Genomic DNA, 23794 nt, shown 5'->3' with positions numbered 1-23794 from the left:
GCTCGGGAGACGTGAAGCATGTCCGGAACTTTTGTCATCGCGCAAGGCGGCGGCCCGACCGCCGTCATCAACCAGACGGTGGTCGGCGCCGCGCTCGAGATTCGCAAGCGGCATCCCGGCGCCAAGGTTTTGGGCTCCATCCATGGCGTGCGCGGCATCCGCGACGGCAACTATGTCGATCTTTCGGCGATTGCCGAGGACCGGTTGCGGTTGATTGCGGCGACGCCGAGCGCCGCGCTTGGCTCGACGCGGGACAAGCCGGACGAGGCCTATTGCGAGATCATCCTCAACGGCCTGAAGAAGGCGGGCGCCGATGCCTTCATCTATATCGGCGGCAACGACACGTCCGGCACGCAGCAGATCCTGACCGACGCCGCCGGCGGCAAGATGGCTTTCGTCCATGCGCCGAAAACCATCGACAACGATCTCGAGGAGAACGACCACACGCCGGGCTTCATTTCGGCAGCCGAGTTCGTCGCTGGCGCTTTTCTCTCGGTCGACCTCGATTTCCGTGCCCTGCCGGGCATCTATGTCGGCATCGTCATGGGCCGGCACGCCGGCTTCCTCACCGCCGCCGCCGCCGCATGGCAACTTGATCCCGACAGCGGCCCGCATCTCGTTTATGTGCCGGAGCGTCCGTTCTCGGCCGCGGCCTTCATCGACGACGTGCGCGCCACGCTCGATCGCCACAAGCGCTGCATCGTCGCAGTCTCCGAAGGCGTCAGCACCGCCGACGGCAAGGCGCTGGTCGAAAGCCTTGTGCCGCCGGACAAACTGGAGCGCGATGCGCATGGCAACGTCAAGCTGTCGGGCAGCGACCTGCCGGCCGCCCTCGAGCGCGCGCTGGCCGAAGGATTGCCGGGCAAGCGGGCGCGCGTCGATGCGCTCGGCTACATGCCGCGCGGCTATGTCGGCGCCATCAATGCCGTCGATGCGCAGGAAGCCTTCGATGCCGGCGCTTTCGCCGTCAAGGTGGCGGAAGAGGGAGGCGGCTCGGTGGCGCTGCAATATGACGGCGAGAAAACCGTGCTGAACAAGGTGCCGCTGAAAAACGTTGCCGGCAAGACCCGTCACATGCCCGACGATTTCATGCTGCCGGATGCCAACCAGCTCTCCGATGCTGGAATGGCCTATCTGAAGCGGCTGGTCCCCGAAAAGTACAAGGTCGGAAAGCCGTTCGTCTGATGCCAGCTCGCCTCGGATGCCGGAAATCTCGTGATGCCGGATATCTGCTAGATGCTTGACTGGTTCAGCAAGACCGTCATCGACGCCGATACGACGATGCTGACCGAGCCGTTCGTCCATGATTTCGTGCGCGCCAACATCTGGCGTCTGCGCGGCCGCGACGTCGACCTGCTTGTCGACACCGGCATGGGGATTTGCCCGCTGGCGCCGGAGATCGACACGCCTGATGGCAAGCCGCTGCTCGTCGTCGCCACCCATATCCACCTCGACCATGTCGGTTCGCTGCACGAATTCCCGCTGCGGGCGGGGCCGAGAATGAGTGCCGCGCAATTCGACAGCATGGATGACGCCGTCACCTACGCCCACATGTTTCATGATCTCGACGGCGCCGTCTCGAAGCTGCCGGCGCCCGGCTGGAGAGCAGCCGATTACAAGATTCCGCCGGCGCCGCTGACGCGGAAGCTTGGCGAGGGCGATCTGGTCGACCTCGGCGACCGGCAATTCCGCGTGCTGCATCTGCCCGGCCATTCGCCCGATTCGATCGCGCTGTTCGATGAGGCCGACGGCCTGTTCTTCGCCGGCGACGCCATCTACGACGCCATGCTGATCGACGACCTGCCGGATTCCGACCGATCAGCCTATCGCCGAACCATGCAGCGGCTGCTCGATTTGCCGGTCCGCATCGGCCATGGCGGCCACGGCCCGAGTTTCGACGCCAAACGGATGCGCGAGATCGCCACCGGTTATCTCAGGCGAACAGACGACGCGTAGAGCCTTCGATGGCAGGACGGAACCGGGAAGAAAACGGGCTCGTGATCCCGTCAGCAATTTTGTTCTTGTTTTGTGCCGGCAACTATGCTATCTATTTCTGCATGGCGCTGACTCGCGCCACCGACCCGCCGCGAGGCAGTTTTTTGTCTCAGGGTGGCGTCATTCCCCTCATCAGGGGTTCGAATGCAGCGAGCTGACGACACTGACCCATTAAATTAGATCTTCGCCATCCGCACAGCAGGGCCTTCGTGCTTCTGCGATCGGCTTCGGTCCGATGGACGTCACGCCGGATGTGCGACAGGCGATGAACCTGACGCCCAACTAGCGCGGCGCGCTGGTGGACAGCGTCGATCCTGACAGGGCGGCGTCGGCTTCCGGCATCCAGGCCGGCGCCGCTGCGGATGTTGGCAGTCCCGCGAGGCTGAGAGCAAGCTTGGTCGCAGGTTCCGCCAAGAATCTGGTTGCCCGCCAGAGCATCTTCGAGAAGACTGGTGAAGGCCGACAGGCGGCCTGATGCAAACGGATTGTCTCGATGGTCACGCGCGGCTTCTCTTCAGGACGAAAGCCCCCGACGGATGCGGATGCCCGTATCCCGCCGGGGCAGTATCTCGAGCAAGGATTTCCGGTGCTGTCGGCCGGGCCGACGCCACGCGTGCGCACCGAGGACTGGTCGTTCACGCTCAAGCACGGACCGCGGCCGATCAAGACGTGGAACTGGACAGAGTTCAACGCGCTGCCTTTGACCAAGATGACCCGCGACATCCATTGCGTGACCGCATGGACCAAGTTCGACACGGCGTGGCAGGGTGTGCTGGTCGACGATATTCTGGCGGATGCTGGCGTCGAGCCGCCGACCGGCTTCACGCTGGCGCTGTCCTTCGACGGCTACACCACCAACGTGCCGACGCAGGATCTCACCGCCGGCAAGGCGATGGTGGCGCTGCTTTATGAAGGCAAGCCGATCACGCCGGACCATGGCGGCCCGGCGCGGCTGCTGGTTCCGCATCTCTATTTCTGGAAATCGGCCAAATGGCTGAATGGGCTGCAGTTCACCGAGCGTGACGAGCCGGGGTTCTGGGAACTGCGCGGCTATCACATCTATGGCGACCCGTGGCGCGAGCAGCGCTATACGGGCGATCCATGAGCGACGGGCCGGCGGCGCAGTCGCCCTGGCAGACGATGACCATCAGCCGCATCGAGAAGCGCACGCCGCGCGTCACCAGCTTTTTCCTCGAGCCGTCGCGGCCCTTTGCCTATCGTGCCGGGCAGCATGTCGATGTCAGGCTGACGGCGCCGGACGGCTATCAGGCGCGCCGCTCCTACTCCATCGCCTCGGCGCCGGAAGCCGGCGAGACGATCGAACTGGCGATCGAAAGGCTCGATGACGGCGAGGTCTCACCCTTCTTCCACGATATCGCGGCGGTCGGCGATGAGGTCGAACTGCGCGGACCGCTCGGCGGCCACTTCGTCTGGTCCGACAGCGACGGCGGCCCGCTTCTGCTGGTCGGCGGCGGGTCCGGCGTGGTGCCGCTGATGGCGATGATCCGCCTTCGCGCCGCGCGCAGATCGGCGGTGCCCGTGGCACTGGTATTTTCCGCACGGGTCTGGGACGAGGTGATCTTTCGCGACGAGCTGATCGACTTCCACGATCGCCGGGACGGTTTCGATCTGGTGTTGGCGCTGACCCGCGAGGCCGCCCGACGCCCGGCGGACTATTCGCGGCGGATCGATGCCGCGATGATGGAGCAGTCGATGCTGCGGCTGCCCGCGCCGCCAAGGTTCGCCTTTGTCTGCGGTTCGAATGCCTTCGTGTCGGCCGCCGCCCAGGCGCTAATCGATGCCGGCGTTCCGGCAGGCCTCATCCGCACCGAACGTTACGGGGTTTAAGCGCCCCCACCTGTCAGACCTCAATTTCGAGCGCCGACAGCGGCCTTGAACAGCAGGCGAGAATAAAACCGTCATCGATCTCGTGATCGAGGATGCCGCCATTGTGGCTCATCTCGACCTTGCCCGAGACCTTTCTCACCTTGCAGGTTCCGCACAGGCCGAACTCGCAGGCTGCGGGAATTCGTACGCCCGAAGCGCGCGCCGTCTGCAGCACGGTCTGGCCGGCAACGCAGTCGGCATCGACATCCGAAAGCGAAAAGCGGATCGGCGTTGCGGCCTCAGCAGGGACATCGATCCCGCCCTCTGCCGGCCCACCCGTAGCCGGGCCAGCCTCTGCCGGCGAACCGAACGGGGCTGGTATTTGCTCCACCCCTGGGGCCGCAAAGCTTTCCTGATGATAGTTGGCCATGTCGAAGCCGGCAGCCTCCAGCATCTGCCGCACGGCGCGCATGAACGGGTCGGGGCCGCAGCAGAAAATTTCGCGCTCACGAAAATCGGGCGCCAGCAGCGGCAGCCGTATCGCGTCGATCCGGCCCATATGGCCGAACCAGCCCTCACGGCTGGACCGCTCCTCGATCATGAAGCCGAGCGTCAGGCCCGGCATGCGGCTGCCGAGCAGCTCGAGCTCCTTGCGGAAGATGATCTCCTCGGGCTTTCGCGCGCAGTTGACGAAGCCGACATCTGTCCATGGCGCGCAATCGTTCAGCCAGCGCAGCATCGACATCATCGGCGTCACGCCGGAGCCGGCCGAAATGAACAGATAGCTGGCCGCGGGATGGCTGTGCAGCGAAAAGTCGCCCGCCGGCCCATAGGCCTTCACGTGAACGCCGGGCTTCAGATTGTCGAACATCCAGCGTGTGCCGAGGCTGCCGGCCTGCGCTTTCACCGTCACTGCGATCGAGAACGGCCGCGACGGCGAGGACGACAGCGTATAGGTCCGCATCAGCGGGCCCTCGGTGGTCGGCAGTTCCAGCGTCACGAACTGCCCCGGTCTGTAACGGAACCAGGTCTGGTTGTCAGAGCGGAAGGTGAAGGTCTTCACGTCAGGTGCCTCGTCGCTGACGCCGATCACTTCCAGCACCTGGATCCTATCGTTCCAGGGCGCCATCTCGTCGAGATGGCGGTAGAGGCCAAGGTCCGTCATCGCATTCATCCCCTTGACCTCGTTCAGGCGACGCTGCGCAGCGCTGGCCGCCCGGCCTCGGCAAGGCGCGGCCCTATGAAGGAGGCGTACCATTCGACGAACTGGATGACGCCGCCCTCATGCAGTTCCGAATAGGGGCCGGGCTGATAGGCCGGCGACAGGATGCCGAAGGCGTTTTCCTCGACGATGCGACGGTCCTGGTCGTTGGTCTCGGTCCACACATGGGTAAGCTCGGCGAGGTCGTAGTCGACGCCGTCGACCGCGTCCTTATGGACAAGCCATTTGGTGGTGACGGCCGTTTCCGTGGCGCTGATCGGCAGCACGCGGAAGGTGACGGCATGATCGCCGAGGATGTGGTTCCAGGTCGTCGGATAGTGATAGAGCAGCAGCGAGCCGATACGGTCGGTCGAAACGCCGTCGGAAAGGTTCTTCTTCACCGCGCGTCTGCCCGTCATCGTATAGCTGACGGCGTCGCGCAGCAGCGGCGCGCGGGTGGCGCGATACTGCCCGGCCGGATCGATGCGGAACTTGCTCGGCAGGCCCGCCGCCTCGCATTTCGCCCAGTGCGCGAGCATCTCCGGATCGCTGTCGGCGCCCTGCACCCCGGTCACGGTCGGCGCTTCCGGGAATGTCTTGCAGAGTTCCGGATGGTTGCCGGCGCAATGATAGCACTCGCGGTTGTTCTCCCAGACGAGCTTCCAGTTGCCCTTCTCGACGATGGTCGATTCGAAGGCGATTTTTGCCTCGCGCAGCCGGTGCGGCAGGAGGTAAGGCTCGATCATGGCGCGCATCGGCGCGAAGTCGGCCGGCTCGTTGGCCAGGCAGATGAAGATGTAGCCGCCAACGCTTTCGCAAGCCACCGGCTTCAGGCCGAACTGGCCCTTGTCGAAGCCGTCCGCCATCTGGCGGGCGAACAAGAGCCGGCCGTCCAGCTCGTAGGTCCACTGGTGATAGGGGCAGACCAGCTTCGCCGCAGTGCCCTTGTCGGCATTGCAGACGCGGCTGCCGCGATGCCGGCAGGAATTGTGGAAGGCATTGATCTTGCCCTGCTGGTCGCGGACCAGCACGAGCGGATAGTCGCCGATCTGGGCGGTGATGTAGCTGCCAGGTTTCGGCAACTCGCAATCGTGGCCGATGAACAGCCAGTCGCGATACCAGATCAGCTCCATGTCGAGCTTGAAGAAATCTGGATCGGTGTAGAAGGGCTGCTCGAGCGAATAGCCTTGCCTGCGGCCGTGTAGGAGCCTCAGCATGTCGTTGCGCGCGTCCATGTCCTGTCCTCGTGTAAGGACTGAACTGGTGGTGATGGAGGGAGGACCGCTTGCAGGCCGGCGACAGCGCCGGACATGCATCATCCACCTCTTGACCGCCCACCGCGATCAGTCGAGTCTAGAAATCTCGGGCTGGTTTCCGGGCTCTGGAGTGTCCTTGCGGACTCATCGCGACACCTTCCCAGGCTTGTGGCCCAGTGGTCTCCCGTTGCGACTTGAACTCCACCACCGTTGCGGGGGCAGCGCCGGGTTCTGACCGGCTTCCCAATTCTCCGCTTCGTCGTCACCAAGCGGCACCTGAGATGGCGTGATCTAATCACGGCGGCCGGCTGACTGTCGGCATGAAAGCGACATCGTATCCATGCGGCGCGACACGGCCGGCGAAACGTACAGGTTCATATCTGCAGGGCTGACGACCTCGCTTTGTCGGCGGCCATTGTCGGCTGTCGTGACATCGAATCCGACCCGCGGCGGAGACCAGGAAGGTAAATAGTTTACAAAAGTGACTATTAGCCGCCTCTAAAATCGAACCGAACGGTTCGTTTTTATTGACAATGCGTGCAGCACGCTGTGAACGCAGGTCGGCCAATCCGTCAAATCCTCGAATGGCGCATTTGGCATAAGTCACTGAAAAGTAAGCCATAAAACCATTGCTGTGGATGTCTCTGGTACAATTTCAAGGTGTAGATTCTTGGTCCACACGGAACAACTTCGTGATTGGAATCCGCCGAATGGCCTTCCCACATCGGGGCTGTCCGAACGACGCGAATTCCTCCCAAGACACGCCGCCAGACGGACGGAAAACTAAGATGCTGGAGTGCTAAAAATGAAAAAGATTGCTCTTACTGCCGTCGCCGTTCTGGCCATCACCGGCAGCGCCTTTGCTGGCAGCGACCATTATGGGTCCGACGCCGCCAACCAGCCGACTGCTACAGTTGACAGCTCGTACACGGCTTCCATTCAGAAGCCGCCTCACGCTGAAAAGCAGCCCGTCGTCCAGGGCGCCGACCGCAACCTTTTCGGTAACAATTAACAGCTGATCCCAAACCATGATCCCGAAAAGCGGAAACCGGTTTTCGGAAAAGACAGAGCGGCTGCCAGGTCAGCCGCTCGGGATCTGAGGATTCAGGAGTAATAGAAATGAAGAAGCTCATTCTTGCCACCGCAGCCATTGTGGCCGTCTCAGGCGGCGCTTTTGCCGGCAGCGACAACTTTGGATCGAACGGTGCCAGCCAGCCGGCCGCTGCGGTCGACAGCAACTCGTACACGGCTTCGATTCGGAATTCGGCTTCGGCGCAGAATCCGGTTCCGGCTGACGAGAAACCCGTCAATGGCAGCGACCGTAACCTGTTCGGCAACAACTAACAGTCCGGTCCAACGGCAGCGGCGGCATTTGACCGCCGCGCTGGTGGAATAAGAAAGTCCAGGAGTTTTGAAAATGAAGAAGATCGTTCTTACCGCCGCCGCGCTTTTGATTGTTGCCGGCAGCGCCTACGCCCGCAACGACAACGTTGGCGGAACCGACATCAACAAGCAGGCGACCATCAACGTCGACAACACGCAGACGTCTTCGGTGCGCAATACCGGTTCGCCGGTCTACAAGCTGCTCAACTCTTCGGGCGACGTACAGAAGTCCGCCCCCCAGGGCAGCGACCGGAACCTGTTCGGCCGCTAGAGCGGTTCATCGTTTCACGGAAACGCCGAACCGCTCTATCTCTTTGTTTTTGCGCAATTCGCTAGGGAAAGCGCAATGCGCTTTTCCCGGGAAAACCGTTTCACACTTTTCCTGGAACTGCTCTAACAGCGACCGGAACGCACAAGAGCGGCGGGCTTTGCCCGCCGTTCTCGTTTTTGGGTCACCAGCAGTTCGGCTGCCGCTCTCAGGCTGCCTTTGCTTCCGCTTTGTGGAGCGTGAATGAATGTCCGTCGGCATCGAAAATATGCAGGTCGCCGGCATCGGCATTCAACCGCAGCGCAGCACCCCGCTTGACCTCGACATTGCCGGGCAGCTTGGTCACCAGCGGCAGATCGGCGCGGCCGATGTCGACATAGACGAGCTGGACCTCGCCGAGCTGCTCGACATAGTCCACCGTTCCCTCGAATAGATAATCTGCGCCGGTGGCAATCCTCAGATCCTCCGGCCGCGCGCCGAAGCTCACCGAAGCGCCCGTCGCCGACGCCGGCGTGGCGATCGGCACCGTCGCCTTGCGGCCGCCGACATGGCTGACGATGGTCGGGTTGCCTGATTTGTCGATCGTCGCCGGCAGGATGTTCATGGCCGGCGAGCCGATGAACTGGGCGACGAACAGATTGCCGGGTCTCTTGTAGAGCTCCATCGGCGTGCCGACCTGCTCGATATGGCCCTCCTTGAGCACCACGATGCGGTCGGCCAGCGTCATCGCCTCGACCTGGTCGTGGGTGACGTAGATCATCGTTGTGGCAGGCATCGACTCCTTTAGCTTGGCGATCTCGATGCGGGTGGCGACGCGCAGGGCCGCGTCGAGGTTCGACAGCGGCTCATCGAACAGGAAGACCTTGGGGTTGCGCACGATGGCGCGGCCGATGGCGACGCGCTGGCGCTGGCCGCCCGACATCGCCTTGGGCAGGCGGTCGAGATATTTGGTCAGCTGCAGGATTTCCGCCGCCTGGCGCACCCGCTTGTCGATCTCGGCCTTGCTCTCCTTGCCGATCTTCATCGAGAACGCCATGTTGTCGTAGACGGTCATGTGCGGATAGAGCGCATAGGACTGGAACACCATGGCGATGCCGCGCTTCGACGGTGGCACGTCGTTCACCACCTCGCCGTCGATCTTGAGCTCGCCGGAGGTGATTTCCTCAAGCCCGGCGATCGACCGCAGCAAGGTCGACTTGCCACAGCCCGAAGGGCCGACGAAGACGATGAACTCGCCCGACTTTATGTCGAGGTCGATGCCGTGGAGAATATTGAGATTGCCGTATGATTTCTTCACCTGCCTTAGCGTGACATCGGCCATGGGTTCCCTCCAGTGAATTGCCAACTCAGTCGATGCGCCCGAACCAGGCGCCGTAGCCGCCGAGGTGGATAGAGCCGGCGCCAGTCTGTCCCGAAAACCCGTGCCCCGGCAAGGGCTGCAGCGAGCGACCGCCGAGATTGACCTCGGCCGGTCTGCTGCCGAGATTGAAGGCGCAGACGATCTGCTCGTTGCCCTCGCGGCGCGTGAAGGCGACGGTATCGCCCTGGCTTTCGATGAACTCGATTTCACCCTTGGCCAGCGCCGGATGCAGACGGCGGAAGGCGAGAAAGCGCCGGTAGTGTTCGAGCAGCGAGCTGTCGTCGCCCTGCTGCACATCGACCGCCAGCGAAAGGTGCTTGGCAGGCACGGGCAGCCAGGGCTTTGCCGTGGAGAAGCCGCCATTGCTGTCGTCGCCAATCCAGACCATCGGCGTGCGGCAGCCGTCGCGGCCCTTGAATTCCGGCCAGAAGCGGATGCCGTAGGGGTCCTGCAGATCCTCGAATTGCAATTCCGCTTCGCCAAGACCGAGTTCTTCGCCCTGATAGATGCAGACCGAGCCGCGCAGCGACATCAGCAGCGCCGAGATCACCTTGAGATAAGCGGTCTGGTCGGCCTCGCCGGCCGCCCAGCGCGAGGCAGTGCGCATCACGTCGTGGTTGGAGAAGGCCCAACACGACCAGCCGTCGCTGGCGACCCTGCCAAAGGCTTCCAGCACCGAACGCACCTTTGCGGCACTGATCTTTTCGGGCGCCAGGAAGTCGAACGAATAGCACATGTGCACGCGCTTGCTGCCGGCGGTGTAGGCCGCCACCACCTCCAGCCCACGCTGCGAATCGCCGACTTCGCCGACCGCCGCCGTCGCCGGATATTCGTCGAGCAGGGCGCGGAAGCGTTCGAGGAAGCCGAGGTTTTCGGGGCGGCTCTTGTCGTAGAGATGGTCCTGGTAGTTGTAAGGGTTGACGGAAGGAGCAGTCTGGTCGTTGCGCTGTTCGGGCGGCAGTGGCGGATTGTCCTGAAGGCCCTGGCTGTGGAAGTAAAAATTGATGGTGTCGAGGCGGAAGCCGTCGACGCCGCGCTCCAGCCAGAAGCGGGTGACGTCGAGCAGCGCGTCCTGGACCGCGCGGCTGTGGAAGTTGAGATCGGGCTGCTCGGCCAGGAAATTATGCAAATAATATTGCTGGCGGCTGGTGTCCCACTGCCAGGCCGAGCCGCCGAAGATCGACAGCCAGTTGTTGGGTGGCGTGCCGTCGGGCTTGGCGTCGGCCCAGACGTACCAGTCCGACTTAGGATTGGTGCGGCTCGAGCGGCTTTCCCTAAACCACGGGTGGACATCGGCGGTATGCGACAGCACCTCGTCGATCATCACCTTGAGCCCGAGCCTGTGCGCCTCGGCGGTCAGGGCGTCGAAATCGGCCAGCGTGCCGAACATCGGATCGACGTCGCAATAGTCTGACACGTCGTAGCCGAAATCCTTCATCGGCGATTTGAAGAACGGCGAGATCCAGATAGCATCGACGCCGAGCGCCGCGATATAGGGCAGCCTGCCGATGATGCCCCTGAGGTCGCCGATGCCGTCGCCATTCGAATCCTGATAGCTGCGCGGATAGATCTGGTAGATCACGGCACCTCGCCACCAGTCGCGGTCGACGGCGAGGTCCGGTTTCAAGGTCGCCTTCACAGCGGATCGCATGATCTCAACCTCCCTTCACCGAGCCGGCGAGCAGCCCGCGAACGAAATAGCGCTGCAGCGAGAAGAACACGATCAGCGGCACGACAATGGTGATGAAGGCCGATGTCGTCAGGATCTCCCAGTCGCCGCCGCGCGAGCCGAGCAACGCGTTGAGCTTGGCGGTCAGCACGATCTGATCGCCCTCGGTGCCGAGGAAAACCATCGCAACCAGCAGGTCGTTCCACACCCACAGGAACTGGAAGATGGCGAAGGAGGCCAGCACCGGGAACGACAGCGGCAGCACGATCTTGACGAAAATCTCGAAATCGCTGGCGCCGTCGATCCGCGCCGATTCCATGATTTCGCGTGGCAGGCCGGCAATGTAGCTTCTCAGGAGATAGATGGCGAACGGCAGGCCGAAGCCGGTATGCGCCAGCCAGATGCCGAGATAGGTTTTCGACGGCACGCCGAAGAAGCTGCCGACGCCGTTGTAGAGTTTTAGCAGCGGGATCAGCGACATCTGCAGCGGCACGACCAAGAGCCCGATGATCACCGCGATGAGCAACGCCCGGCCGGGAAAGCGCATCCAGGTCAGCGCATAGGCGGCGAACGCCGCGATCAGGATCGGGATGACCGTCGCCGGAATGGTGACTGTCAGCGAATTCATGAAGGAGCGGCCGATGCCTTCCGAAAACAGCACCGTATTGTAATTGTCGGTGGTGAATTTCGGCGGCGCCGACGAGGCGTAGTAGACGCGCTGGCCGCGCTCGCCCTCGAACGGCTTGGTCGACGTCATGACGAAACTGCCGTCGGCGTTGAGCTGCAAGGTCTCGCCGTCGCCGAGATCGGCTATCGTGCGGGCGGGATATTGCGTCGGCGCCGACGACTTGACGCCGAAGGCGCTGATGTCGCGGGCCGGATCGTCGCCGAAGATGTTGCCCTCGAGGACGAACTTGCCGTCCTTCTCGACTTGCGCCGAGGCGGGTGGCAGCCGCCCCGCTTCAGTCTGCGTGGAACTGGCGAACGAGTTCCACCAGCCCGAGGCGATGATCTGATCCTTGTCACGCAGCGACGAGACGAGAATGCCGAGCGTCGGGATCGTCCAGATCGCGACGAAGATGAAGACCGCGATATGGACGCCGAAACGGCTGGCAAAGGACTTTCCAGTCGCCACAGCCATCTCAATGCCCTCCCGTCTCTTTGTTCGCCTGGCGGATATTCCAGATCATGATCGGAATGACTGCGATCATGATGATGATGGCGATGGTGGCGCCGCGACCGAAATCGCCGCCGCCGCGGAACATCCAGTCGAACATCAGATTTGCCAGCACCTGGCTGTTCCATTGGCCGTTGGTCATGGTCAGCACGATGTCGAACACCTTCAGCACCAGGATGGTGATGGTGGTCCAGACGACGGCGATCGTTCCCCAGATCTGCGGCACCATGATTTTCCAGAAGATCTGGAACGGATTGGCGCCGTCGATGACGGCCGCTTCGAGCGTCTCTTCGGGAATACCCCGCAAGGCAGAGGACAGGATGACCATGGCAAAGCCGGTCTGGATCCAGATCAGGATGATCATCAGGAAGAAATTGTTCCAGAACGGCAGCGAGATCCAGACCTGCGGCTGGCCGCCGAAATACTGGATGATGGCGTTGAGCAGGCCGATCTGCGTCTGGCCCTCGCCGCGATACTCATAGATGAATTTCCAGATGACGCTGGCGCCGACGAAGGAGATGGCCAGCGGCAGGAAGATGAGGCTCTTGGCGATGGTGCCCCACCAGATCTTGTCGGTGAGGACGGCGATGATAAGCCCGAGGAATGTGCAGGCGGTCGGCACCACCGCCAGCCAGATGATGTTGTTGAAAATGGCGTTGCGGAACTCGCGGTCGCCGAACGCCCATTCATAGTTGGCGAAGCCGACGAAATTGGCGCCGCCGCGATCGAGGAACGACAGCCTCAGCGTCTCCACGACCGGGTAGATCAGGTAAATGGTGAGGATGATCATGGCCGGGCCGACGAACAACCACGGCCGGATCATCCCCTGCCGGCGCAGATTGTCGATGGCCGCCGCACCTGCAACGCCGCGCGACGGAAAGATGATGTCCACCAGTTTGTTGGCACCCCAGAAATAGGCGACGCAGCCGCCGACGCCGACGACGATGACAAATATGGCCGAAAAAATCTGAGCCGCCACGGGTCCCTCCCTCTGCGCATGATCCGCCAATCGAGCATGGCTTTGACGATGCGATTATAGGCCGATTCAGTTGTTTGGAACGCGACCGGATGCAAGGCAGGGTTTTGCTCTTGCTGGTCGCGCGTCATGCCGGAATGTGCTCATAAAAATTGCTGCGGCGCGGGCCGCCGGTCGGATCCGGGCCACTAAGGCCCGGATCCATGCAGGATCGTAGTCCGCACGTCAGCCGGGACGCCTACTTGATCGCGTCCCAGCTCTTCTGGATGTCGGTGGCGACATCCTGGGCGGACTTGCCGCCGACGAGATCGATCATGCCGGTCCAGAAGGCGCCGGCGCCGATCTTGCCCGGCATCAGGTCGGACCCGTCGAAGCGGAAGGTCGAGGCCTCGGCAAGGATTTCGCCCTGCTTCTTCAGCGCGTCGCTGGCATAGGCCTCCTTGTTGACCGATTTGAACGGCGTCACGAAGCCGCCCTGGGCCATCCAGATCTCATGGGCGAGCGGCATCTTCAGGAATTCGATGAACGCGCGGGCACTCTTGCTATCCTTGGTGATCATGGCCAGCGTGCCGGCGCCGAGCACCGGGGTGCCAAGGTCGGGCTTGGCAGCGTAAGGCGGGAAGTAGAAGAAGTCGGCGTCCTGGCCGATCTCGGTGCCTTCCGGGAAGAAGGTCGGGATGAACGACGCCTGATGGTGTAAATAGCATTTCGGCGGCACCGAGAAGAGGCCCTTCGGGCTGTCGCGGAAATCGGTCGCCGCCACCGCCTTGGCGCCGCCGTCGACCATCTTGTCGTCGGTCGCGATCTTGCCGAAAATGTCGATGGCATTGACCACCGCGGGGTCGTTGAACGGAATCTCGTTCTTCACCCACTTGTCGTAGGTCTCGGGCGTCTGGGTGCGCAGCATGATGTCCTCGACCCAGTCGGTCGCCGGCCAGCCGGTGGCGCCGCCCGAACCGAGCCCGATGCACCATGGCGTGCCGCCGTCGGCGATGATCTGCTTTTCGAGCTCGGCGAGTTCTTCCTGCGTCTTCGGCACCTCGTAGTCGGCTTCCTCGAAATTGTCCGGCGAGTACCAGACCAGCGATTTCACGTCGGCCTTGTAGGGGAAGGCGAAGAAGCCCGGCTTGCCGTCCTTGTCGTTGAAGGTGCCGAGATCGACCCATGACTGGCCGGCGCCGTAATTGTCCTTGATCCAGTTGGCGGTGTCGTCGCCGAGCGGCGTCAGCAGGCCCTTGGACGCCAGATCCTGGATCAGGCCCGGCTGCGGCAGCACGGCGATGTTGGGCGGGCTGCCGGCTTGCGTGTCGATGACGATCTGCTGTTCGTAATTTTCCGACGATGAGTATTTGACCTCGGCGCCGGTGGCTTCCGAAAAATAGTCGAGAACGGTGCGGATGAGGCCCTCGTCCTCGCCGCGCCACGGCCCGAAGATCGACAGCGTCTCGCCCTTGAGGTCGACCTTCTTGAGCTCTTCGTAATTCGCCCAGTTGAAGCGGGGATCTTCGCCCGGCTTGAATTTCAGTTCGGCTTGCGCCGGTGCGCCCAGGGCGAGCGCGACAAAGGCGGCGCTCAGCAGAAGCATTTTCCTCATTGGTATTCCCTCCCAGTGGTGACAAACACGGGACGGAACCTCCATTCCGTCCGCCGACGCCGCAGGACTGTGACTCACTCGCAAAGGAACCGCAACCTTTCGAAGAGCCTTCCAAAGCGCTTTGGTGCTTTCAATCACGCCACTGAATTAATCAGAAGTCAAGAGGGTGGCAACTTAATCGATTTGATACCATGGCCGCCTGAGCAAACAAAGTGCGCTGCAGCACCGTTTTTGGCGCTGCAAAAGCAAATTTGCTTCAAACCGGTTAGAAAGGTGCTTATGATCTCGCATCAGCAGCGCGGGCCGCCGCGGCTCGAGCAATCCATAGTTAAAGCGCTTTGGGGCTTGGAGGCCTCCGGTGAACCTCAAACAGCTTTCCCACATGCTGGCGCTTTCGCAGACGACGGTAAGCCGCGCGCTGAACGGCTACCCGGAAGTCAACGAGGAAACGCGCCGGCGGGTGATCGACGCCGCCAAGCGCCACGGCTACCGCCCCAACCCGAGCGCGCGCCGGCTGGCCACCGGCAAGACCGGGATGATCGGTTATGTCTTGCCGACCGGGACGGCCGTCGACATCGACCCGCATTTCGTCGAATTCCTCTCGGGTCTCGGCGACTACGCCCGTTCTCACGAACTCGACCTGGTGCTGTCCCCGGCCGATGCCGACGACCAGGAGACGACCTACCGGCGTATCGTCGCCAACCGGCAGGTCGACGCCATCTACATCTCCTCGCCGCGGCCGACCGACCGGCGGGTGGCGCTGGTCAACACGCTCGGCATCCCGTTTGTCGTCCATGGCCGCAGCGAAGGGCTCGATTTCGACTACCCCTTCACCGATATCGACAATGAGGGCGCCTTCCACGAGGCGGCACGGCTGCTCGTCCAGCTCGGTCACCGGCGGCTGGCGCTGATCAACGGCGACCGCCGCGAGACCTTCGCCATCCACCGCGAGCGTGGCGTGCGCCGAGCACTGGCGGCGAGCGGCCTGGTGCTTGACGAAGGCCAGGTCTGTTCCCTCGCCATGACCGAGGAGAACGGCTATCGCGCCGCCAGACGGTTGCTCGAGCGCAGCGATGCGCCGACCGCGATCGTCTGCTCCAGCCTGATCATGGCGCTCGGCGTCGTGCGCGCGGTGCGCGATCTCGGCCTGACCATTCCGGGCGACCTGTCACTGATCGCCCATGACGACGTCTTCCCCTGGCTGAAGCCAGAGAATTTCTCCGTACCGCTGTCGACGACACGTTCGTCGATCCGCCTCGCCGGCGCGCGCGTCGCCGAGCGCCTGGCGGCGCGGATTTCCGGATTGGAGGAGGGCGCCCGCGGCGAAGTCTGGCCGGTCGACCTGGTGGTCAGGGGATCGGTCGGCGGCGCGCCTGCGTAGACGTCCGGAATAACCGCGTTCGATCCATTTGCGGACGTCTGCCACCCTCGTTCATATCATAAAAGCCGTCCTAGAAGTTGAAAACCCTCGGTAAACTAGTCGTCCAATCTCCGTTGGGCCAATTTCACTTGATAGACGCTTCTCGGATGCCTTCTCCGCCGCCATATGTTGAGAGATTTCGCGATCCGGCCGACAAGCGCCCGATCGGTCTCCGTCGCTGCCGTCATGGCCGGTCGAGCCGCCTGGCTGCTGTCTGCTCTGTCGCCGATCGGCCCAAAAAGTTCACTGCTTTCCGCCCGGATTTTCAAAAGCTAACCGAAGAGCGGAGAGGTTGCCAGAGTGTACCGTTCTCCCGGTTTTTAGGGTCCCGTCTCGGTCCGGGGCGCCAAGCAAAAGGCGGCCGTCATCCGCGTCGGGCAAGGTGCAGTCGTTCAGCCTCGGACGGAGCGTCATTGGACGACACCTCCGCGCAAGGATTCCCGACAGTTTTGTAACTCACCGGTCCGCTGCCGGGGGACTAAGGTCCCGATCGCAACCACAACCCAGCTGAAGAATGTCATGACCAACAACAGCTTTGCGGCCGCGATTCTCGTGGATCGATCGCCGATGCCGGTGTTCAACGCGGTCAGAGCGTCCACGCGACTGGTGGGGCGCATGAAGCCTTGCGCGGTCGGAAGGAGCTTTCCATGAGACAGATTAGGCTGAAGGCCCCGGGAGGCTTGGAAAGTCTCAAGCTGGTCGAGGAGGATCGCCCGGAACCAGGGCCGGGTGAGTTGCTTGTCAGGATACGGGCATGTTCCTTGAATTTCCACGACAGCATGGTGGCGCTGGGAAAGAAACCGTGCGCCGATGGCCGCATCCCGCTGTCCGATGGCGCTGGAGAGATGTCCAAGAATTCAAGGCCGGAGATGCCGTCGTCAGCACCTATTGGCCCCATTGGCTGGCAGGCGAACCTACGCCAGCCAACAAGAGTGGCGAATTGGGAGATGATGCTGACGGCTATGCCCGCGAATATGTGTGCATGCCGTGGCACGCCTTCACAAGGGCATCGGCAGACTTCACTCATATAGAGGCGGCAACGCTTACCTGTGCCGGCGTCACCGCCTGGAAAGCCCTGATGGTGTGCGGCCAGGTGAAGCCCGGTGACACGGTGCTGGTCCTTGGGACGGGCAGTGTATCGCTGTTCGCGCTGCAATTCGCAAAGATTGCGGGCGCTCGGGTTATTGCCACCTCTTCATCGGAGGAGAAGCTGGAAAAGCTCAAGCGGTTTGGAGCCGACATTGTCGTCAATTACAAGGCAGTGCCGGATTGGGGCCAGAAGGCAAGGGTTTTGACGGACGGACGCGGCGTCGATCATGTGATCGAGGTTGGCGGGCCCGGCACGTTGGCGCAGTCGATAACAGCTTGCAGGATGGGCGGCCACATCGCAGTAATCGGTGTCTTGACTGGCTTTGCCGGACAAGTTTCGATCCCGGCCCTGTTTTTCCAATCAGATTAGGGTCAGCGGAATCTCGATTGGTAGCAGGGCAGACCAAGAAGACATGATTCGTGCCATAGAGGTCAACCGTTTGAAGCCTGCTATCGACCGCGGTTTCCCCTGCAGGAGATCGCCAATGCCTTCAAGCACTACGAGTCCCAAAAGCATTTTGGCAAGGTCTGTCTCGAACTTTGACTGCTGTATCTGGCCTCCATTTGGCGTTGCGCATTTGCCTCTGGGCTTCATGTTCTCCGCAAGGAAGCGGGCCAGGCACCAAATCAGTCGAGAAACGGCCTGGCCTTCATCGTGGCCGGCACCGGCACGCCGAGGCGCGCAAGCACCGTCGGCGCAAGCTGCAGCTGGTCGAGCAGCGTGTCGGGCTCCGGACCCTTGCCCTGTCCGAAATAATACAAGGCAAAATCCTGCATCTCGTCGTCGTGGCCGCCATGATGGCCGCGATCGCTCTGGCCGTGATCGGCGGTGACGATCACCTCGTAGCCGGCTTCCCGCCAGCGCGGCAGGAAGGTGGCCAGCATGCCGTCCATCGCATAGACGGCATGGTCCATCTCATGGCAGTTGTGGCCGAAGCGGTGGCCCATCGAGTCCAGCGTGCAGGTGTGCAGGATGCCGTAGTCGATACCGTGGCGTCTGGTCAGCATGGTCAGCGTCGCGAACAGGTCGACGTCGCTCGGCGTCATCTGGTTGCGGGCATTGTAGCCGGTCATGGTGTGGAACCGGCCATGGGTGATCGGCCCGCCCGGCTCGTCGAACTCCATGTCCTCGACGAGATCGAAAGGATAGGCGCGGAAGAATTCGGACCAGTAGGAATGGGTGACCGCGCCGGTCTTGCCACCGGCCTTGCTGACCTCGGAGAAGATATCCGGCTGCTCGACGCGGAACCGGTTCTCGTTGGTCAGGATGCCATGCACCTGCGGCGCCACGCCGGTGTGGATCGAGGCATAGCAGCTGGCCGAGGTCGACGGCAGCACAGAACGCATCTTCCAGATGCACGCTTCGCACGATTGCACCCAGCCTTCGAGATTGCCCATCAGCCGGCGCCAGTTGCGGTAAGGCACGCCGTCGAGGACGATCAGCAGAAGTTTTGTCTTCAGCGCCACCGGGGTGTCTAATTGCCGGCGCTGGCCATGCGCCGTCCCTTGATCGCCTTTTCCAGCCAGCCGATCTCCATTTCGGGGACTGAGGACAAGAGAAGGTCGGTATAGGCATCGAACGGCGGCGCCAGCACCTGGCTCTTGGCGCCGTAGCGCACCACCTCGCCGCGATACATCACCGCGATCGAATCGGCGATCGACTTCACCGTGGCGAGGTCGTGGGTTATGAACAGATAGGCGACGTTTTCCTCTTTCTGCAGCTCGAGCAACAGTTTCAGGATGCCGTTGGCCACCAGCGGGTCGAGCGCCGAGGTGACCTCGTCGCAGATGATCAGCTTCGGCTTGGCGGCGAGCGAGCGGGCGATGCAGACGCGCTGCTTCTGCCCGCCGGAAAGCTCGGCCGGGTAGCGGTCGATGAAACCCTTGCCCATCTCGATCTTGTCGAGCAGCTCGGCGACGCGGGCGTCACGTTGCCTTCCACGCAGACCGAAATAGAATTCGAGCGGCCGGCCGATGATGGTGCCGACGGTCTGGCGTGGGTTCATCGCCACGTCGGCCATCTGATAGATCATCTGCAACTGGCGCAGATCCTCCTTGGGCCGGTCGGCAAGCCGGTTGGCGAGCGGACGTCCATCGAACGTGACGGTGCCCTCTTCGGGTGGCAGGAGGCCGGTGATGGCGCGCGCCAGTGTCGACTTGCCCGAACCGGACTCGCCGACGACAGCCAGCGTCTGGCCCGGATAGATGTCGACCGAGACGTTCTTCAGCACTTTGATATGGCTGCGGCCGTAGGCAGCGGTGATGTTCTTGACCGACAGGAACGGAGTCGTGCCGGGCTTCTGCTCCTGGTGCTCGATCTCATGTACCGAGACCAGCGCATTGGTGTATTCCTGGCGCGGTTCCTTGATGATCTGGCGGGTGCCGCCCCATTCGACCAGCCGGCCATGACGCAGCACCATGATTTCGTCCGAGACCTGGGCGACGACGGCAAGGTCATGGGTGATGTAGAGCGCCGCGACATGGGTGTCGCGGATGGCGTCCTTGATCGCCGCCAGCACGTCGATCTGCGTCGTCACGTCGAGCGCCGTGGTCGGCTCGTCGAAGACGATCAGGTCGGGCTCGGAGCACAGCGCCATCGCCGTCATCACGCGCTGCAGCTGGCCGCCGGACACCTGGTGCGGAAAGCGTTCGCCGATGCTTTCGGGGTTCGGCAGGCTGAGCTTCTTGAACAGCGCGATGGCGCGTTTTTCGGCCGCGGCCCGGGTTGCCGTGCCGTGCAGCAGCGTCGCCTCGACCACCTGGTCCATCAGCCTGTGCGCCGGGTTGAAGGCGGCGGCAGCCGATTGCGCGACATAGCAGACTTCGCGGCCGCGCAGCTTGCGAAAACCCTCCTTGCCGCCCTTGAGGATGTCGCGGCCGTTCAGCATGACCTCGCCGCCGGTGATGCGCACGCCGCCGCGGCCATAGCCCATCGACGCCAGGCCAATGGTCGACTTGCCGGCGCCGGACTCGCCGATCAGGCCGAGCACCTTGCCCTTCTCGAGCGTCAGCGAAACGTCATGGACCAGCACGATGTTCTTGGGCGCCTCGCCCGGCGGGAACACCGTGGCCTCGATGCGCAGATTGCGGATGTCGAGCAGCATGGACTTTGCTCGCTGGTCAGCCATCACCCGCGCCCTCCCTTAAGGCTTGTCGTGCGGTTGAGCACCCAGTCGGCGACCAGATTGACGGAGATCGCCAGCATCGCGATCGCCGCGGCAGGGATGAGTGCCGCCGCTATACCGAAGACGATACCATCCTTGTTTTCCTTGACCATGCCGCCCCAATCGGCGCTAGGCGGCTGCACGCCAAGGCCGAGGAAGGACAGCGTCGACAAGAACAGCACGGCATAGATGAAGCGCAGGCCGAGTTCCGAAACCAGCGGCGACAGCGCGTTGGGCAGGATCTCGCGGAAGATGATCCACGCGCTGCCTTCGCCGCGCAGCTTGGCCGCCTCGACGAAATCCATGACGTTGATGTCGACGGCGACCGCCCGCGACAGGCGATAGACGCGGGTCGAGTCGAGAATGCCCATGACCAGGATCAGCGTCACCAGATTGGTCGGCAGCACCGAGAGCACGACGAGGCCCATGATCAGCGTCGGGATCGACATCAGGAGATCGACGAGGCGCGACAATAGCGTGTCGAACCAGCCGCCGAAAACCGCCGCCGAGAAGCCGAGGATGGCCCCAAGCGAGAAGGACAGCGCGGTGGCCAGCACCGCGATGAACAGCGTGATGCGCGCGCCGTAGATCATGCGCGAAAGGAGGTCGCGGCCGAGATTGTCGGTGCCCAGCCAATGTGTCGCCGACATTGGCCCCCAGACATCGCCAACGATCTCGCCATTGCCGTAGGGCGCGATCCACGGCGCGAAGATCGCCGCCAGCACGAACAGCGCCGTCAGCACAAGGCCGATCAGCGCCGGGACGGGGATGCGTTTTAAGTCGAGCATGCCCGCTCCCCCCTATTTCGGATGTCTGAGACGCGGATTGGCGACGATCGCCGCTATGTCCGCAATGATGTTCAGGCTGATGTAGACGGCGGCGAAGATCAGGCCGACCGCCTGCACCACCGGCACGTCGCGCTTGGTGACGTGGTCGACGAGATATTGCCCCATGCCGGGATAGACGAAGATCACTTCGACCACGACGACGCCGACGATGAGGTAGGCGAGGTTGAGCATGACGACGTTGATGATTGGCGCGATCGCATTGGGAAAGGCATGCCTGCGAATGACGGCGAATGCCGAAAGCCCCTTGAGCTCGGCGGTTTCCACATAAGCCGACTGCATGACGTTGAGGATCGCGGCGCGCGTCATCCGCATCATATGGGCGAGCACCACCAGCGTCAGTGCTGCCGCCGGCAGCATGATCGCCTGCATGCGCTCGCCGAAAGGCATTCCGTCATAGACCGTCGAGATGCCGGGGAAGATCTGGTACTTCACGGCAAAGAAATAGACCAGCACGTAGCCGATGAAGAATTCGGGAAACGATGTCGAGGCAAGCGCCAGTCCGGAGATCAGCTTGTCGACCCAGCCATTGCGGTAACGCACCGCGATCAGGCCGAGGATGATCGCCAGCGGCACGGCCACGACCGCCGCCCAGAAGGCGAGGAACAGCGTGTTCCACAGCCGTCCCTTGATCGACGTCGCAATATCCTGCCCGCTCGACATGGCAGAGCCGAGGTCGCCGGTCACGACGCCGCCGAGCCAGCGGAAATAGCGGATAAGGGCCGGATCGTTGAGGCCGAGCTGCTCGCGCAGATTGGCGAGCGATTCCGGTGTCGCCGACTGTCCGAGAATGGCTTGCGCGACATCGCCGGGCAGGATCTGGGTGCCGGCGAAGATCAGGACCGATACGGCCAACAAAAGGAGGATGCCCAGCGCAATGCGCTGGGCCACCAGTTTCACGATGGGTGAGGACATGTCCGCAAGGCCGGGCTCAGGCTTCGAGCCAGCACTTTGCCAGAGCGTATCCGTTCATCAGTTCCTGATGCGGATCGTCCACCCAGCCGGCGACCTTGGCACCCGTCGCGTCGATGAACTGATTGAACATCGGCAGGATCAGGCCGCCCTCGTCGCGCACCATGACAGCCATGTCGTGATACATCTGCTTGCGCTTGGCCTCGTCGAGCTCGGCACGCGCCGCCAGCACCAACTTGTCGAAGTCGGGACGCTTGAATCGCGTGTCGTTCCAGTCGGCCGTCGACAGATAGGCGGTCGAATACATCTGGTCCTGCGTCGAGCGTCCGCCCCAATAGGAGGCGGAGAAGGGCTGCTTGTTCCAGACTTCGTTCCAGTAACCGTCGCCGGGCTCGCGCTTGAGCTCGATCTTGATGCCGGCCTTGGCCGCGCTCTGCTGGAAGAGCTGGGATGCGTCGACGGCGCCGGGGAAGGCGACATCCGAGGTCCTGAGCAGCACGGTGCCGTCGTGCCCCGACTTCTTGTAGTGGAACTTGGCCTTGTCGGGGTCGTATTTGCGCTGCTCGATCTCGGTAAACAGCGGATAGGACGCGTTGATCGGGAAGTCGTTGCCGAGCGAACCATAGCCACGCAGGATCTTGTCCAGCATCTCCTCGCGGTCGATCGCCAGCTTCAGCGCCATCCTGAGGTCGTTGTTGTCGAACGGCGCCGTGTTGCAATGCATGATAAACACGTAGTGGCCGGGTCCGGCATGGTTGCGGATGGTGACGCCGGGCAGGCGCTTGATCAGGTCGACGATCTTCGGCTCGACGCGGTTGATCATATTGACCTGGCCGCCCTGCAGCGCCGAGGTGCGCGCCGTGGCGTCGTTGATGACGATGATCTCGATCTGGTCGGCATGGCCCATCTTGTCGCCCTGCCAGTAATTGGCGAAACGCTCGCCGCCATGACGCACGCCAGGCTCGTTGGTGGTGATCTTGTAAGGCCCGGCGCCGATGCCGGCATCGGCCTTGTCCTTGCCGCCATTGGGCTGGACGATCAGATGGTAGTCGCTGAGCAGATAGGGCAGGTCGGCATTCGCTTCCTTCAGCGTCAGCACGACTTCCTTGCCGCTGGCCTTGATGCTCTCGATGCCCTTCATGTAGCCGAGCGCGCCCGACTTCGACTTCTCGTCCGAATGGCGTTCGAGGGTGGCAGCCACGTCCTCGGCGGTCACCGTCTTGCCATTGTGGAATTCGACGCCGTCGCGAATCTTCAGCGTCCACACCTTGGCGTCGTCCGACGAGCCGATCTCCTCGGCGATACGGTTCTCGAGAGTGCCTTCCGGTGAAAGCTCGACGATCAGTTCGCCCCACATCTTGCCGAAGGCGAACGGCACCTGGGTCATGAACAGGGCCGGATCGAGGCTGTTAGTGGACTCGCCGCCGACCAGGCCGGCCTTCAGCGTGCCGCCCTTGACCGGACCCGCGGCGCGCGCCGCACTTGAAAGCAGCGAGTTGGCGAAGGTCGCGGTGACACCGAGCGCTGCCGCCCGGCCGAGAAAATCACGACGGCTCAGTTTGCCGGATGCGACGCGCCGGCTAAGAAATTCCAGTTCGTTCGACATGTTGAGTTCCTCACTCTGTTGGTTCGACCTTATGGTCTTTTTTATGGTTTCT

The 23794-nt window shown here is 62.6% G+C and carries 22 protein-coding genes and 1 riboswitch; of the genes, 10 read left to right on the top strand and 12 right to left on the bottom strand.

The annotated features are described in order from the left end of the window. Window positions 1-18: 18 nt before the first annotated feature. The 4 genes from NMG80_RS00460 (at window position 19) to NMG80_RS00445 (ending at window position 3843) form a co-directional block, all read left to right on the top strand. Window positions 19-1185, top strand: a complete 1167-nt coding sequence (locus tag NMG80_RS00460) for a diphosphate--fructose-6-phosphate 1-phosphotransferase (protein WP_254016305.1) — start codon at window positions 19-21, stop codon at window positions 1183-1185. Between the two features lie 51 nt (window positions 1186-1236). After that, window positions 1237-1956, top strand: coding sequence for an MBL fold metallo-hydrolase (locus tag NMG80_RS00455; protein WP_254016304.1), 720 nt, complete (start codon window positions 1237-1239; stop codon window positions 1954-1956). A gap of 532 nt (window positions 1957-2488) precedes the next feature. After that, the gene (locus NMG80_RS00450; RefSeq protein ID WP_254016303.1) at window positions 2489-3100 is read left to right on the top strand and encodes a molybdopterin-dependent oxidoreductase; all 612 of its coding nucleotides are present in this window, start codon (window positions 2489-2491) and stop codon (window positions 3098-3100) included. After that, window positions 3097-3843, top strand: coding sequence for an FAD-binding oxidoreductase (locus NMG80_RS00445; RefSeq protein WP_254016302.1), 747 nt, complete (start codon window positions 3097-3099; stop codon window positions 3841-3843). Before NMG80_RS00450 ends, NMG80_RS00445 begins: the two co-directional genes overlap by 4 nt. A 13-nt stretch (window positions 3844-3856) precedes the next feature. Here the strand turns inward: NMG80_RS00445 and NMG80_RS00440 are convergent, their stop codons facing one another. Further along, window positions 3857-4987, bottom strand: coding sequence for an FAD-binding oxidoreductase (locus NMG80_RS00440; protein ID WP_254016301.1), 1131 nt, complete (start codon window positions 4985-4987; stop codon window positions 3857-3859). Window positions 4988-5010: 23 nt separating this feature from the next. Then, on the bottom strand, window positions 5011-6258 hold the full coding sequence (locus NMG80_RS00435; RefSeq protein WP_254016300.1) for an aromatic ring-hydroxylating oxygenase subunit alpha: 1248 nt from the start codon (window positions 6256-6258) through the stop codon (window positions 5011-5013). 113 nt (window positions 6259-6371) lie between these two features. Continuing rightward, a riboswitch (cobalamin riboswitch) is annotated at window positions 6372-6574 on the bottom strand. A gap of 510 nt (window positions 6575-7084) precedes the next feature. On the opposite strand from NMG80_RS00435, the gene NMG80_RS00430 reads away from it, so the two are divergent. The 3 genes from NMG80_RS00430 to NMG80_RS00420 all read left to right on the top strand — a co-directional run bounded on the left by NMG80_RS00430 (window position 7085) and on the right by NMG80_RS00420 (window position 7933). Further along, window positions 7085-7291: a DUF680 domain-containing protein gene (locus tag NMG80_RS00430; protein ID WP_254016299.1), complete on the top strand. Its 207-nt coding sequence runs from the start codon at window positions 7085-7087 to the stop codon at window positions 7289-7291. Between the two features lie 107 nt (window positions 7292-7398). Beyond that, window positions 7399-7623, top strand: coding sequence for a DUF680 domain-containing protein (locus tag NMG80_RS00425; RefSeq protein ID WP_254016298.1), 225 nt, complete (start codon window positions 7399-7401; stop codon window positions 7621-7623). A gap of 73 nt (window positions 7624-7696) precedes the next feature. Beyond that, window positions 7697-7933, top strand: coding sequence for a DUF680 domain-containing protein (locus tag NMG80_RS00420; RefSeq protein WP_254016297.1), 237 nt, complete (start codon window positions 7697-7699; stop codon window positions 7931-7933). A gap of 205 nt (window positions 7934-8138) precedes the next feature. Here the strand turns inward: NMG80_RS00420 and NMG80_RS00415 are convergent, their stop codons facing one another. The 5 genes from NMG80_RS00415 to NMG80_RS00395 form a co-directional block, all read right to left on the bottom strand. Further along, the gene (locus NMG80_RS00415; protein ID WP_254016296.1) at window positions 8139-9251 is read right to left on the bottom strand and encodes an ABC transporter ATP-binding protein; all 1113 of its coding nucleotides are present in this window, start codon (window positions 9249-9251) and stop codon (window positions 8139-8141) included. A gap of 25 nt (window positions 9252-9276) precedes the next feature. After that, window positions 9277-10941, bottom strand: a complete 1665-nt coding sequence (gene bglA, locus NMG80_RS00410; RefSeq protein WP_254016295.1) for a beta-galactosidase BglA — start codon at window positions 10939-10941, stop codon at window positions 9277-9279. Between the two features lie 4 nt (window positions 10942-10945). Next, window positions 10946-12100, bottom strand: coding sequence for a carbohydrate ABC transporter permease (locus tag NMG80_RS00405; protein ID WP_254016294.1), 1155 nt, complete (start codon window positions 12098-12100; stop codon window positions 10946-10948). Between the two features lies 1 nt (window position 12101). After that, on the bottom strand, window positions 12102-13115 hold the full coding sequence (locus tag NMG80_RS00400; RefSeq protein WP_254016293.1) for a carbohydrate ABC transporter permease: 1014 nt from the start codon (window positions 13113-13115) through the stop codon (window positions 12102-12104). Between the two features lie 235 nt (window positions 13116-13350). Continuing rightward, a complete protein-coding gene (locus tag NMG80_RS00395) occupies window positions 13351-14706 on the bottom strand; it encodes an ABC transporter substrate-binding protein (protein WP_254016292.1) in 1356 nt (451 codons plus the stop codon). Between the two features lie 358 nt (window positions 14707-15064). Between NMG80_RS00395 and NMG80_RS00390 the strand changes: the two genes are divergently transcribed. The 3 genes from NMG80_RS00390 (at window position 15065) to NMG80_RS00385 (ending at window position 17585) form a co-directional block, all read left to right on the top strand. Further along, entirely contained in the window at window positions 15065-16087 is a 1023-nt protein-coding gene (locus NMG80_RS00390; protein ID WP_254016291.1) for a substrate-binding domain-containing protein, read from the top strand. Window positions 16088-16645: 558 nt separating this feature from the next. Beyond that, the gene (locus NMG80_RS36960) at window positions 16646-16777 is read left to right on the top strand and encodes a hypothetical protein (RefSeq protein WP_301942136.1); all 132 of its coding nucleotides are present in this window, start codon (window positions 16646-16648) and stop codon (window positions 16775-16777) included. A 103-nt stretch (window positions 16778-16880) separates the two neighbouring features. Continuing rightward, complete coding sequence (locus NMG80_RS00385; protein WP_367185895.1) at window positions 16881-17585, top strand: zinc-dependent alcohol dehydrogenase family protein; 705 nt, start codon at window positions 16881-16883, stop codon at window positions 17583-17585. Window positions 17586-17842: 257 nt separating this feature from the next. Here NMG80_RS00385 and NMG80_RS00380 read toward each other — a convergent pair whose 3' ends face one another. The 5 genes from NMG80_RS00380 to NMG80_RS00360 are packed head-to-tail and all read right to left on the bottom strand — an operon-like array spanning window position 17843 to window position 23742. Next, a complete protein-coding gene (locus NMG80_RS00380) occupies window positions 17843-18682 on the bottom strand; it encodes an alkaline phosphatase family protein (RefSeq protein WP_254016290.1) in 840 nt (279 codons plus the stop codon). An 8-nt stretch (window positions 18683-18690) separates the two neighbouring features. Further along, complete coding sequence (locus tag NMG80_RS00375) at window positions 18691-20343, bottom strand: ABC transporter ATP-binding protein (RefSeq protein ID WP_254016289.1); 1653 nt, start codon at window positions 20341-20343, stop codon at window positions 18691-18693. Next, on the bottom strand, window positions 20343-21167 hold the full coding sequence (locus tag NMG80_RS00370; protein ID WP_254016288.1) for an ABC transporter permease: 825 nt from the start codon (window positions 21165-21167) through the stop codon (window positions 20343-20345). The genes NMG80_RS00375 and NMG80_RS00370 overlap by 1 nt, the downstream gene beginning before the upstream one ends. 12 nt (window positions 21168-21179) lie before the next feature. Further along, window positions 21180-22139 carry an ABC transporter permease gene (locus NMG80_RS00365; protein WP_254016287.1) on the bottom strand — a complete coding sequence of 320 codons (960 nt, stop codon included), beginning with the start codon at window positions 22137-22139 and terminating at the stop codon, window positions 21180-21182. 16 nt (window positions 22140-22155) lie between these two features. Next, entirely contained in the window at window positions 22156-23742 is a 1587-nt protein-coding gene (locus tag NMG80_RS00360) for an ABC transporter substrate-binding protein (RefSeq protein WP_254016286.1), read from the bottom strand. Window positions 23743-23794 lie beyond the last annotated feature (52 nt).

The organism is Mesorhizobium escarrei (genome assembly GCF_935825525.1).
GTDB classification, from domain to species: Bacteria; Pseudomonadota; Alphaproteobacteria; order Rhizobiales; family Rhizobiaceae; genus Mesorhizobium; species Mesorhizobium escarrei.
Note: the sequence above shows the minus strand (reverse complement) of the source record. Positions and strands in the feature narration are given on the sequence as shown.